This is a genomic window from Kitasatospora sp. MAP12-44 (assembly GCF_029892095.1).
GTDB lineage: Bacteria > Actinomycetota > Actinomycetes > Streptomycetales > Streptomycetaceae > Kitasatospora.
Map to the genome: position 1 here is coordinate 1,998,105 of NZ_JARZAE010000004.1, position 11,087 is coordinate 2,009,191.

The 11,087-nt window shown below is 71.3% G+C and carries 12 protein-coding genes, 2 tRNA genes and 3 pseudogenes; 8 read left to right on the plus strand and 9 right to left on the minus strand.

The features are described 5' to 3' along the window. The first annotated feature begins 61 nt into the window (after positions 1-61). Positions 62-490: a GNAT family N-acetyltransferase gene (locus P3T34_RS09425; protein WP_280665555.1), complete on the plus strand. Its 429-nt coding sequence runs from the start codon at positions 62-64 to the stop codon at positions 488-490. A 111-nt stretch (positions 491-601) separates the two neighbouring features. Here P3T34_RS09425 and P3T34_RS39890 read toward each other — a convergent pair whose 3' ends face one another. Continuing rightward, entirely contained in the window at positions 602-715 is a 114-nt protein-coding gene (locus tag P3T34_RS39890; protein WP_348534646.1) for a DUF397 domain-containing protein, read from the minus strand. Between the two features lie 392 nt (positions 716-1,107). On the opposite strand from P3T34_RS39890, the gene P3T34_RS09435 reads away from it, so the two are divergent. Both P3T34_RS09435 and P3T34_RS09440 read left to right on the plus strand, forming a co-directional pair. Then, positions 1,108-1,434, plus strand: coding sequence for a hypothetical protein (locus P3T34_RS09435; RefSeq protein ID WP_280665556.1), 327 nt, complete (start codon positions 1,108-1,110; stop codon positions 1,432-1,434). A gap of 330 nt (positions 1,435-1,764) precedes the next feature. Beyond that, a tRNA-Gln gene (locus P3T34_RS09440) sits at positions 1,765-1,853 on the plus strand. Between the two features lie 64 nt (positions 1,854-1,917). On the opposite strand, the pseudogene P3T34_RS09445 reads toward P3T34_RS09440, so the two are convergent. Further along, a pseudogene (locus P3T34_RS09445) lies at positions 1,918-2,013 on the minus strand (NADPH:quinone oxidoreductase family protein); the annotation flags it as partial. Between the two features lie 126 nt (positions 2,014-2,139). Here P3T34_RS09445 and P3T34_RS09450 point away from each other — a divergent pair. The 3 genes from P3T34_RS09450 (at position 2,140) to P3T34_RS09460 (ending at position 3,805) form a co-directional block, all read left to right on the plus strand. Next, positions 2,140-3,075 (plus strand): helix-turn-helix transcriptional regulator, encoded by a 936-nt coding sequence (locus tag P3T34_RS09450; protein WP_280665557.1) that lies wholly within the window; start codon positions 2,140-2,142, stop codon positions 3,073-3,075. An 11-nt stretch (positions 3,076-3,086) separates the two neighbouring features. Next, a complete protein-coding gene (locus tag P3T34_RS09455; protein WP_280665558.1) occupies positions 3,087-3,509 on the plus strand; it encodes an organic hydroperoxide resistance protein in 423 nt (140 codons plus the stop codon). A 207-nt stretch (positions 3,510-3,716) separates the two neighbouring features. Then, positions 3,717-3,805: transfer RNA gene (locus tag P3T34_RS09460), tRNA-Gln, on the plus strand. A gap of 20 nt (positions 3,806-3,825) precedes the next feature. On the opposite strand, the pseudogene P3T34_RS09465 reads toward P3T34_RS09460, so the two are convergent. The 3 genes and pseudogenes from P3T34_RS09465 to P3T34_RS09475 all read right to left on the minus strand — a co-directional run bounded on the left by P3T34_RS09465 (position 3,826) and on the right by P3T34_RS09475 (position 6,351). Next, positions 3,826-4,784: pseudogene (locus tag P3T34_RS09465) on the minus strand (NADPH:quinone oxidoreductase family protein). Beyond that, positions 4,781-5,599, minus strand: a complete 819-nt coding sequence (locus tag P3T34_RS09470) for an SDR family NAD(P)-dependent oxidoreductase (protein WP_280665559.1) — start codon at positions 5,597-5,599, stop codon at positions 4,781-4,783. The pseudogene P3T34_RS09465 and the gene P3T34_RS09470 overlap by 4 nt, the downstream one beginning before the upstream one ends. Then, positions 5,596-6,351, minus strand: a complete 756-nt coding sequence (locus tag P3T34_RS09475; RefSeq protein WP_280665560.1) for an SDR family oxidoreductase — start codon at positions 6,349-6,351, stop codon at positions 5,596-5,598. The genes P3T34_RS09470 and P3T34_RS09475 overlap by 4 nt, the downstream gene beginning before the upstream one ends. Positions 6,352-6,455: 104 nt before the next feature. Between P3T34_RS09475 and P3T34_RS09480 the strand changes: the two genes are divergently transcribed. Next, positions 6,456-7,070 (plus strand): TetR/AcrR family transcriptional regulator, encoded by a 615-nt coding sequence (locus P3T34_RS09480; RefSeq protein ID WP_280665561.1) that lies wholly within the window; start codon positions 6,456-6,458, stop codon positions 7,068-7,070. Between the two features lie 9 nt (positions 7,071-7,079). Here the strand turns inward: P3T34_RS09480 and P3T34_RS09485 are convergent, their stop codons facing one another. Then, entirely contained in the window at positions 7,080-7,913 is an 834-nt protein-coding gene (locus tag P3T34_RS09485; RefSeq protein ID WP_280665562.1) for a serine protease, read from the minus strand. A gap of 228 nt (positions 7,914-8,141) precedes the next feature. After that, positions 8,142-8,282, minus strand: a pseudogene (locus P3T34_RS09490) (ATP-grasp domain-containing protein); the annotation flags it as partial. A 164-nt stretch (positions 8,283-8,446) separates the two neighbouring features. Between P3T34_RS09490 and P3T34_RS09495 the strand changes: the two are divergent. Continuing rightward, positions 8,447-9,688 carry an NAD(P)-binding domain-containing protein gene (locus tag P3T34_RS09495; protein WP_280665563.1) on the plus strand — a complete coding sequence of 414 codons (1,242 nt, stop codon included), beginning with the start codon at positions 8,447-8,449 and terminating at the stop codon, positions 9,686-9,688. Positions 9,689-9,791: 103 nt separating this feature from the next. On the opposite strand, the gene P3T34_RS09500 is transcribed toward P3T34_RS09495, so the two are convergent. Further along, a complete protein-coding gene (locus tag P3T34_RS09500; RefSeq protein WP_280665564.1) occupies positions 9,792-10,166 on the minus strand; it encodes a glycosyltransferase family A protein in 375 nt (124 codons plus the stop codon). Positions 10,167-10,317: 151 nt separating this feature from the next. Further along, positions 10,318-10,668, minus strand: a complete 351-nt coding sequence (locus P3T34_RS09505) for a hypothetical protein (RefSeq protein WP_280665565.1) — start codon at positions 10,666-10,668, stop codon at positions 10,318-10,320. Between the last annotated feature and the right edge of the window lie 419 nt (positions 10,669-11,087).

Consider the following 11,087-nt stretch of genomic DNA (forward strand, 5'->3'; position numbering starts at 1 on the left):
AGCACGTCTGATATCTGAGACTGGTGGACCCGCAGGTCAGCGGGTCTGCCAGTCTCTACCCATGACCGAGTTGACCATCCGCTCCGCCACCCCCGACGACGTCCATGCGCTGCTGGACTTCTGGAAGTCCGCCGCCGAGGGGACGAGCATCAGCGACGACGAAGCCGGCGTCGGCCGCCTGATCGCCCGCGACGCCGACGCCATGCTCATCGCCGAGCACGCCGGCCGGATGGTCGGCACGGTCATCGCAGGCTGGGACGGCTGGCGCTGCCACCTCTACCGCCTCGCCGTGGACCCCGCCGCCCGCCGCCAGGGCATCGCCAGCGCCCTGCTGGCAGCGGCAGAGCAACGCTTCACCACTCTCGGCGGCCGCCGAGCCGACGCAATGGTCCTGGAACACAACGAACTCGGCCAACACACCTGGCAAGCCGCCGGATACGCCCCCGAGCCCCAGTGGCGCCGCTGGACCAAGCCCTTGGAACAGCGGTAAAAGAACCGATCACCCCATCCGGCACCCTTGCGCGGGCGACCGGTCGACGCGAGAGCCCATGCAACAACCCCCGTGCCGCGCGGCGACCGGGGGCTGTTGGGTCGGGCTGGGTCAGCAGTCGGCGGGGAAGTCCCCGGCGCGCAAGCCGTCCACGAACGCCTGCCACGCGTTGGCGGAGAAGAGCAGCGCGGGCCCGTCCGGGTCCTTGGAGTCACGGACCGGCATGATTTCCGGACCGATGAAGGCGGCTTCTACACAGTTCGCGTCGCCGTCGTAGCATTCGAGTTCGTTGGGCTTGCCCAGGTAGAGGTAACCGGTGTAGCCATCGGCAAAGACCGTCGGGGGCTCGGAGAGGCCGTCGTGGTGCGGCTCGGATCAGGAGGACAAGTCCCGGTCCGGGCGGTGGTCTGCGCCGCAGTTGCACCAGGGCCCAGCCGTCGGCATACCGCGCCGACCTCGCGCCAGATGATCTTCCCGATGTCACGCCGGGGCAGCAACCCCACTGCAGCCCGAGGGACTTGACGAGAGAAATGAGGCTTCTGGGCTGCCGGGAATGACGGTGTGTCAATCCTCGTTGATGTTGATGGAAGCGTAATTCATCCACGGAGGGGATTGCCATGACCGAGTCGCTGCCCGCGACCGCAGTCGTCCGCGCCTCGCGCGCCACGTTCGACCCGAGCCGGTTCACCGAGGTCGACGCCATGAACACGAAGACCTCGGAGTACCTGATCCCTGCTGTCAAGCAACTACCGGGGCTCATCCACTTCTACGCGGGCGTCTCGCCGGACGGCTCGATGCTGCACGTCAGCGTCTGGGACTGCGAAGAGCATGCAGCTCAGCTGAATCACCTCAAGGAGATGGTCGTCGTCGCGCGCGGGGAGATGGAGGCGGTCGGCGTGACGTTCACCCCGATCGCCACCTACCCCGTCAGCTGGACCATCTGACCTGACACGGCAATCCGGGATCACTGTGCAGGCCGTCCATACGAGGCCCAGTCGGACATTCGCGTGGCAGCGGGCCTTGATCAGCGAAGCGGCGCCGATCTGCCAGCGCACCGGCGGCAACCGCAAAGACGTCACCCAGCTCCTGCCACCGATCCGAGGCAAGCACGGACGGCCCCGCCAGCTGCTGACCTGCGGGTAGCACGACAGCCTCCGGCCGATGCGGCGCGGAGGCTGTCGTGGTATCAGCGGCGGGTCAGGGCGGGGTCAGAGGCGGGGTGGATAGTCATGGGTGTGCGGAGGAGCCCGCAGGATCGCGGCTCCAGCGCACGAGGAGAGGTGCCCGGAGTGGCTTATCGGGGACCGGGGCTCTGGTCCTGGTCGGGCGCAAGCCCACGCAGGTTCGAATCCTGCCTTCTCCGCAAGGACCACACGTCAGGTCAGGATCACCATGCGCCCGGTCGGGGCCACGCAGCGGGTCGAGCCGGCGAAGGCGCCGCCGGGCAGCACGGGATTGCCGATCACCCGTTCACCCGAGGCCAGTTCACCGCAGTGCTCGACGCCGGGGATGAACGGCAGCGGTCCCGGATGGCCGGTTGTTAGGTCAGCCGGGTTCTCGAACGGATGCCCAGCCCGCCATCTCAAGCCGCGTTGCCTGACACTGGCAGGGGCAGGCACGCGCCGCTGCCCGTGTCCATACTCGAGTCCATGAAGAGCAAGTCGCAGTTGGGACGGTTCCTGCGGACGCGTCGGGCGCAACTACAGCCGTCGGACGTCGGGTTGCCGGAGTTCGACGAGCGGCGGCGGGTGCCGGGACTGCGCCGGGACGAGCTCGCCCGGTTGGCGGGGGTGAGCGAGTCGTACTACACGCGGCTGGAGCAGGGGCTGTCGCGGGGCGCGTCGACGGAGGTACTGGATGCGCTCGCCAGGGCACTTCGCCTGGACGACACCGAGCAGCGTCACCTGTACGACCTCGCCGGTGTCGGGCGGAAAGGCGGTCATGACCGAACCCGCAAGCCGTCGACACCCGAGCGCGTCACCAGGACGACCCAGCAGCTGATCGACGCCTTCGGGGACACTCCGGTCGTCGTGCTCGGTCGCAGCAGCGACGTACTGGCCTGGAACCGCACCGGGCATGCGCTCTTCGCCGGGCACCTCGACCCCAGCAGCCCGCAGGACCCGGCCCGGCGTCCGAACACAGCACGGCTGGTCTTCCGGGACGCCCACACCCGGGAGCTGTACGAGGACTGGCCGAAGAAGGCCAGAGACGCGGTAGGGAGACTGCGACTGGCCGTAGGCCGGTACCCCGACGATCCACTGCTGGCCGCACTGATCGGTGAACTGGTCATGCATAGCCAGGAGTTCACCGACCTGTGGTCCGAGCACCGGGTCCGCGCCTGGGACATCGCGGCCTACCGGATGCGGCATCCGCTCGTCGGAGCGATGGATGTCACCCAGCAGGCCATGGCGGTCCCGAACGAGCAAGGACAGCGACTCGTCGCTGTCACCGCCGTGGCGGGTTCCGCCTCGCAGGCCGCGCTGACCCTGCTCGCCCAAGCCATCACCCCTGCCACCACCCCTGCCGTTGTCGGACACACTCGTCCGGCAACCGAGAACCAGCCCACCCTTCCTGAACACCTGTGAATGGAGACCCCATGTCCACGCTCTACACCACCGAAGCACTCTCGACCGGCGACGGCCGCAACGGCGAGGTCCGCACCTCCGACGGAGTGCTCGACGAACTCCTCGCGGTCCCGAAGGAGATGGGCGGCCCCGGCGGCGACAAGACCAACCCCGAGCAGCTCTTCGCCGCCGGCTACGCCGCGTGCTTCCACAACGGGATGCGCCTGATAGCAGGTCAGCAGAAGCTGAAGCTGGGCGAGTCAACCGTCAGGTCCACGGTGAGCCTGATCGCCCTGGACAACGGAGGCTTCTCGCTGCAGGTCGCCCTGTCGGCGCACCTGCCCGGCCTGGACCAGGCCACCGCCGACCAGCTCGTGGAGACAACCCACCAGGTGTGCCCGTACTCCAACGCCACCCGAGGGAACATCTCCGTCACCCTCGAAGCGACGGTCTGAGCCAGGAACTGAACTGAACTCCTCGCGGGAGGTCAGCGGACCACCCGCGAGGAGTTCAGTCCGCTGACACGGCGCAGCCTGCCGCCTCCGGCCGGTGTGGCGCGGAGGCTGTCGTGGTGTCAGCGGCGGGTCAGGGTGGGGTCAGGGCCGTAGTGAATAGTCATAGGTGTGCGGAGGAGCCCGCAGGATCGGGGCTCCGGCGCACGAGGAGAGGTGCCCGGAGTGGTTTATCGGGGACCAGGGCTCTGGCTCTGGTCGGGCGCAAGCCCACGCAGGTTCGAATCCTGCCTTCTCCGCCCATGTCGATACGGTCAGGTCAGGTCAGGATCACCACGCGGCCGGTCGTGGTGCCCTCGGCGACGCGCTGGACGCCGTCCGCCGCGCCTGGTCGAACGGGAGGCGCTCGCTCACCAGCGGGCGGACCACGCCCTGTTCGGCGAGCTTGCCGAGCTCCTCGTGGACCGCACGCACGGCCTGCGGGTCCTTGGTGTTGTAGAGGCCCCAATGCAGGCCCAGCACCGAGTAGTTCTTCACCAGCGCGTGCCCGAGTGAGGGCTCCGGGATGGTGCCGCTGGCGAAGCCGACCACCACGATCCGGCCCTCGAAGGCCACGCAGCGGGTCGAGCCGGTGTAGGCGTCGCCGCCCACCGGGTCGAAGACCACGTCCGCGCCGCGCCCGCCGGTGGCCTGCTTGACCGCCGCGACGAAGTCCTCACTCTTCCGGTCGATCACCAGGTCCGCGCCCAACTCGCGGGCCACCGCCGCCTTTTCGGGGCCGCCGACGACGCCGATGACGGTCGCCCCGGCGGCCTTGCCGAGTTGCACGGCCGCGCTGCCGACCCCGCCGGCGGCGGCGTGCACCAGCAGGGTCTCCCCCGGACGCAGCGCCGCGCGCCGGTGCAGGGCGAACCAGGCGGTCTGGTAGCCGATGTGCAGCGCGGCCGCCTGCGCGTCGTCGAGTGCCGCGGGCGCAGCGAAGACCGCGCCGGCGTCCATCAGCGCGTACTCGGCGAAGGCGCCGCCGGGCAGCACCGGGTTGCCGATCACCCTTTCCCCACTGGCCAGTTCACCGCAGAGCTCGACGCCGGGGGTGAACGGCAGCGGCGGCTTGACCTGGTACATCCCCAGGCACATCAGCGCGTCCGGGAAGTTCACCGCGGCCGCGCGCACCCGTACCAGTAGCTGCCCGGGCCCGGGCGTGGGCACCGGGACGTCCTCGACCAGCCGCATGACCTCCCGCGGCAACCCCAACTCGCCTACCTGCCAGGCCTTCACACGCTCTCCCCGATGACCTTTTGGCCGATGGTCTTCTGGCCGGTGATCTTCTGCTGCAGGTGGTTCATCGCGCCCAGCCAGCGGCCGGGGTCGGCGGCCTTGCCCGCGTAGTAGTCGGCCACCTCGGGGTGCGGCAGGATCAGGAACTGCTCGGCCGCCAGCGCCGCCAGCACGGCCCGGGCGACGTCGTCCGGCTCGATGGCGTCGGCCGCAAGCAGCGCCTGGCCCCACTCGCCGGCGTCCGTGAGGATCTGGGTCCGCACGCCGAGCGGGCAGAGCGCGTGCACCTTGATGCCGCGGTGGCGGTAGGTGGCGCTGAGCCACTCGGCGAAGGCCAGCGCGGCATGCTTGGAGACCGAGTACGGCGCCGCGCCCAGCATGGTGAGCAGCCCGGCGGCCGAGACGGTGGAGACGAAGCGGCCGGAGCCGCGCTCCAGCCAGTCGGGGAGCAGCAGGTCGGCGGCGCGTACGTGCGCCATCACGTTGACCTCCCAGGCTGCCGCCCAGACGGACTCGGCCGCCTCGGGCCCACCGCCCACGGGGACGCCCGCGTTGGCGCAGTAGACGTCGATGCCGCCGAGCTCGGCGCGGGCCGCCTCGATCAGCGCGGTGACGCCCTCGCGGGTCGCGGCGTCCCCGGGGACGGCGACGGCGAGCGCGCCGATCTCAGCGGCGGTGTGGCGAGCGGCGTCGGCGTCCAGGTCGTTGACCACCACGCGGGCGCCCTCGGCGGCGAACGCGGCGGCCAGCGCGGCCCCGATGCCGTTCCCGGCGCCGGTGACGACGATCCGCTGATCACCATAGGCGCCGGTCACAGCCCACCGCCCAGCGTCACGCCGCCGTCGACCACCAGGGTCTGGCCGGTGATCCAGGCGGCGTCGGCGGAGAGCAGGAAGGCCACCGCGCCCGCGACGTCCTCGGGCACGCCCAGGCGCTTGAGCGGGTACGGCGCGGCCGCCTCCTCCTCACGCCCGACGTACAGCGCCTCGGCGAAGCGGGTCTTGACCACCGCGGGCGCCACCGCGTTGACCCGGATGCCCGGACCGAGCTCGCCGGCCAGCTCCATGGTCAGCCGGGAGAGCGCCGCCTTGCTGACGCCGTACATGCCGATCCCGGGCGAGGTGCGCAGCCCGGCGATGGAGGAGACGTTGACGATCGCGCCGCCGTGCTCGCCCATCCAGGCGGCGTGCGCGAGCCGGGTCCAGGCGAGCGGGCCCAGCACGTTGACCGCCAGGATCTTGGCGGCGGCGGCCGGGTCGGTCTCCAGCACCGGGCCGAAGATCGGGTTGATGCCGGTGTTGTTGACCAGCAGGTCGAGCCGGCCGAAGGCCGCGAGGGTCCGGTCGACGGCATCCTGCTGGTGGGCCGGGTCGTCCGCCTTGCCCGCCACCGCGATCGCGTGCTCGGGGCCACCCAGGTCGCGCACCGCCTCGGCGAGCGGCTCGGGGTTGCGCGCGGTGATGCAGACCTTGGCCCCGCGGCTCACCAGCTCCCTGGCGATGCCCAACCCGATTCCCCGGCTGGCCCCGGTGACCAGTGCCACCTGCCCCTTGAACGAATCCGTCATCGCCGTCCTCAACTCCTGACCTGAAGGTAACTAAGCGCTTGCTTAGCATGTTGGCCGCAGGCCACACTGTCAACAGCCCGAATCGCCCATGCGAGGATGACGACATGACCAGCCAGCAGCACGCCGACCTGTGGTCCGGGGAGCGTCCCGAGGCCGCGCGGCGCCTGCTGCTCGCCGCCGTGGAGTCCTTCGCCACCCGCGGCTTCCATGCCACCACCACCCGTGACATCGCCACCGCCGCCGGCATGAGCCCGGCCGCGCTCTACATCCACTACCCCTCCAAGGCCGCGCTGCTCGCCGAGATCAGCCGCCAGGGGCACGCCGCCACGCTCGCCCTGGTCGAGGAGGCCGCCGCGCACAGCGACGACCCGCTGTGCCGGATGCGACGCCTGGTGGAGGAGTTCACGGCCTGGCACGCCCGCGGCCACACGGTCGGGCGAATCGTGAACTACGAGCTGCGCGCGCTGCCGGCCGAGGACTTCGAGGTGGTCGCCGAGCTGCGCCGACGGATCGAGGACACCGTCAAGAAGGTGATCGAGGACGGCGTGGCGGCCGGCGTCTTCAACACCCCCGAGCCCCGTACGGCCGCCCGCGCGGTGACCTCGCTGGGGATCGACGTGGCGCGCTGGTACAGCGAGCGCAGCAGCGAGACCCCGCAGCAGCTCGGCGAGCGCTACGGGGTCCTGGTCCTGCGGATGCTCGGCGCGAGCGCGGCCTGAACCTCGGCGTCAGGGGGTGGGCAGCGCGCAGCCCGGCAGGTCCAGTTGGAGCTGATTGCCGGGTGCGAAGCAGGCGGTCAGCAGGTAGGTCTCCTCGGCATAGTTGGTTCCCTGATGGACCGTCACATTGCCGTTCTGGTCGACCTCGCACGGGTTGTCGAGGGTGCAGGTCTCGCCGTTCTCATTGCCGGTGTTGTTGACCGCGACCAGCAGGCCGGTGGCGGTGTCGATCACCGGGGAACCGGACGTCCCGCCGATGGTGTTGCAGGTGGAGGTGTAGCGAACCGAGTCCTTCCAGGTCCAGCCGGCCTCATCGAGGTTGTAGACAAATCCGTCGATCGAGCACGAGTAGGTGGTCTTCCAGTAGCCGGAGACCACCTTGATCGAGTCGCCGGCCACCGGGTGGCTGGCGGAGATGGTCAACGGACTGATGTGGTAGCGCTGTTGTATCGCCGCGTAGCTGGTGTTCAACTGATACAGCGTCACATCCGTGTCGGTCATGGTGGCATAGACCACCTTGGTGGCCCGCAGAGTGCCGAGCCGGCCGCCCGAGGCGCTCAGCAGCGTGAAGCTGCGCGTGGAGGGCTGGTTGACGATGACCTGGCCCGGGTTGGGCATACCGGTCTCCAGGCAGTGGCCGTTGGTGAGCACCAGAGCGGGATCGGTGCTCACCGAGTTGGGCATCCGCACCACCGAGCCGGAGCAGTCGCTCAGCGCGACCGTTCCGGCGTAGCTGACGGTCACCGCGGGCGTCGCGGCCTGGGCGGGCGCCGCCGCGCCGGCCAGGGCGCCGGTGCCGGCGAGCAGGGTTGCGACCAGCGCGCCGAGCAGGGAGTTCTTCACGTGTGGGGGCCCCTCGTCGTCGATGTCCTACGGAAGGTCGTGCAGAGGCTCGCGCAAAGGGTCATGTGGAGGCTCGCGCAAGTGTTCTGCAAATTTGACCTGGACATGACGAGGTGTCAAGGGTCCTGGCAGCAAAGGCCCTGACAGCAGGGCCCTGGCAGCAGTCCCGCCAGCTCAGCGCCCGGGCGATCCGGCCGCGCAACTAGTTTTCACCGCCCGTAAGTTGCGCTCGACCATCGCGTACACCGGCACCCCGCACCGGCCCAGCGTGCGGATCGCGCCGAGACCGCCGTGGTGCTGCGGATAGCGGCTGACCTTGACCGGCAGCGCGGGGACCGTGCGGTCCAGCTCAGGCCCGCGGGCGTCCATGGCGACCTCGATTCGCCGGGCCCTGGGGCCCTGCTGCCATTCCCGCCAGCTCCCCCGCAGCGCGCCTGGCCGAGCCGGTGACGTGCTGTGCGGCCCGGGACGGCGCATTCTGGTACGAGGGCGCTGTGGCAGGCCCTGGGGGCCGGATGTGAGGAGGACGCCAGATGGGCAAGCAGCCGGACATCCCCGTCACCGTCGTCGGGGCGGGCCCGTACGGCCTGGCGACCGCCGCCCACCTGCGCGCGCGCAAGGTCCCGCTGCGGGTGTTCGGCGAGCCGATGGACAGCTGGGTCGCCAGGATGCCGGTCGGGATGTTCCTGAAGTCCACCCCGCGCGCCTCCTCGATCGCCGCCCCCGGCCCGTACGGGCGGCTGCAGGACTTCCGCGCCGAGGAGGGCCGCCCCTCCGGCGAGGACCAGCACCCGGTGCCGATCGACGAGTTCATCCGCTACGGGCAGTGGTTCCAGCAGAACCAGGTGCCCGAGCTGGAGCGCGAGACGGTCCAGCGGATCAGCTACCGGCAGTCCGGCTTCACGATCACACTCGGTTCCGGCGAGACCTTCGGCAGCCGCCGGGTCGTGCTGGCCACCGGCCTGGGCCCCTACCCGTACCTGCCCCCCGTGCTGGAGCCACTGCTCGCCGACGGCCGGGTCTCGCACTCGGCGCACCACCCCGACCTGCGCGTTTTCGCGGGCCGCCGGGTCGCGGTGGTCGGCGCGGGCCAGTCGGCCCTGGAGAGCGCCGCCCTGCTGCACGAGGCGGGCGCCCAGCCCACCCTGGTGGCCCGCACCCGGCGGCTGCTCTTCGGCGAGCCGCCGCCCACCGACAGCCCCACCGATCGGCCGCTGCCGGTGCGCCTGGTCAAGCCCGCCTCGCCGCTGGGGCCCGGCTGGTCACTGGTGGCCTTCGCGCACGCGCCGCACGCCTACCGCTACCTGCCGCAGGAGACCCGGGCCAGGCTGCTGCACTCCGTGCTCGGGCCCTCCGGCGCGTGGTGGCTGCGCGATCGGGTGGACGGCCGGTTCGCCCAGCTGACCGGGCGCAGCCTGCAGCGCGCCGTGGCCGACGGCAGCGGCAGCGGCAGCGGCGACAGCAGCGTCCGGCTGGAGCTGCGCGGCGCGGCCGGGCACGAGGAGGTGCTGGAGGTCGACCATGTGCTCGCGGCCACCGGCTACCGGGTGGACGTGGACCGGCTGGAGCTGCTCGACCCGGCGCTGCGCCGGGCGCTGACCTGCACACGCGGTGCGCCGCTGCTCTCGGCGGAGTTCGAATCCTCGGTGCCCGGGCTGTACTTCACCGGCCTGTCGGCCGCCGCCACCTTCGGTCCGGTGCTGCGCTTCGTCTGCGGGACCGGCTTCGCCGCGCGTCGGATCAGCGCCGCGGTCGTGGCCTCGGGCCGGCGGTGAGAGGCCCTCAGCAGTGGCGCCTGCCCGGCCAAGTGAGCGTCGGCAACGGCGCGTTGACCCTGACGGCTGAGCGCCGGACCACCCAGGGCACCGACGGCCACAGCTACCCGTAGCGCTCGGCGATCAGCGTCGTCGCGTCGTCGCTCGACGGGGCGTTGTCCACGACGATCACCTCGTAGCGCGGATAGCCGTTCCGCAGCAGGGAGTCGAGGCACTGCCGCAGCCGGCCCACCCGGTTGTGGGTGGCGACGATGACGCTGACCGGGAGCGGACCCGCCGGCGCCCGGGTGCTGCCCACCCGACAGGGCAGCGCCTCGGGCGTCGCGGTGGCTTGGGTACCGCAGTGGGTCAGGGTGAGGGGCAGGTCGCGACGGGCGGCTTCGACCAGCGCCCGGCGCAGTCCGGCACGATCGCCGGGTGCGCCGCTGGCACGGACCAGTCCGAGCGGGTGTCCATGCAGCCGCACCAACGCCAACACGCGTCCGTCCGGGTCCACTGGCCCGAGGCCACCGGGCGAGCGGAGCTCACCGGGGGCCTCCAGGTCAGTTCGACGACGTGGACGGGGGTGTAGAGCGAGTCACGGGCGGCGAGGCGGGGACAGGCCGCGTCGGCGCGCCGGTCGGAGCCGTTCATCGCTCCCCCACGGCCGTGGTCTGTGCGGGCCGGGCGTCACCCCGTTGCTGGGGGCGCTCGGCGATGAGGGTCCGCAGTACCCGTCGGCCGTCGGAGGCCGCATACAGGTGGGATCGCCCGTTGCGGCGGGGGAGTTCGAGGCTCGGGACCTCGGCGAGGCGAAGTCCCGAGCGCAGCGCGTGCGCGACCATCTCGGCCTCGATCTCGAAGCCGGTGGCGCGCAGGTCAAGGGTCTGCAGGAAGCTGCGCCGGAAGGCGCAGTAGCCGTAGCAGAGGTCGGTGGGCCGGGCGCCGTAGAGCCGGAACACCCAGCGGATGTTGCGGGCCTCGTCACGGGCCGGGACCACCGGGCTGACGGTGTGTCGGGTGCCGGCGCGATCGCCTGCTCGATCGCCTGCTCGGTCGCCTGCGCGGCGCAGCATGCGGTCGTCCGCACGGCGGGCAGGGGTGCCCTCGGGCAGGGTGTACTCATCGCGGACTGCCTCTCGGAGGCAATGGGCAGGGCCCGGGCGGCCGACAGCCGGGTCGTGCCCTGGCGAAACGGGGACGATCCCGCTCGCAACGCGCGGCGGGGGCCCGTCGGTAGGGCTGAGAGGGGCGACGGGGGTTCGCGCGTCGGGAAGCGCGAGCGCGAGGACGACCGCCGATCTCGGACGCAGAAGCGTCGGGTGACAACTGGCCGCTGCGCTCTGCGCTGTGCTCTGCGCTGCCGGTGGGTGGTGAAGCCTTCCCGATGATGCTCCGGTGCGGCGGTGCCAGGGCCCCA

Bases quoted from the DNA above. Each gene is read 5' to 3' on its own strand.
- P3T34_RS09425 (WP_280665555.1), top strand. From the start codon at position 62: ATGACCGAGTTGACCATCCGCTCCGCCACCCCCGACGACGTCCATGCG.
- P3T34_RS39890 (WP_348534646.1), bottom strand. From the start codon at position 715: ATGCCGGTCCGTGACTCCAAGGACCCGGACGGGCCCGCGCTGCTCTTC.
- P3T34_RS09435 (WP_280665556.1), top strand. From the start codon at position 1,108: ATGACCGAGTCGCTGCCCGCGACCGCAGTCGTCCGCGCCTCGCGCGCC.
- P3T34_RS09450 (WP_280665557.1), top strand. From the start codon at position 2,140: ATGAAGAGCAAGTCGCAGTTGGGACGGTTCCTGCGGACGCGTCGGGCG.
- P3T34_RS09455 (WP_280665558.1), top strand. From the start codon at position 3,087: ATGTCCACGCTCTACACCACCGAAGCACTCTCGACCGGCGACGGCCGC.
- P3T34_RS09475 (WP_280665560.1), bottom strand. From the start codon at position 6,351: ATGACGGATTCGTTCAAGGGGCAGGTGGCACTGGTCACCGGGGCCAGC.
- P3T34_RS09480 (WP_280665561.1), top strand. From the start codon at position 6,456: ATGACCAGCCAGCAGCACGCCGACCTGTGGTCCGGGGAGCGTCCCGAG.
- P3T34_RS09495 (WP_280665563.1), top strand. From the start codon at position 8,447: ATGGGCAAGCAGCCGGACATCCCCGTCACCGTCGTCGGGGCGGGCCCG.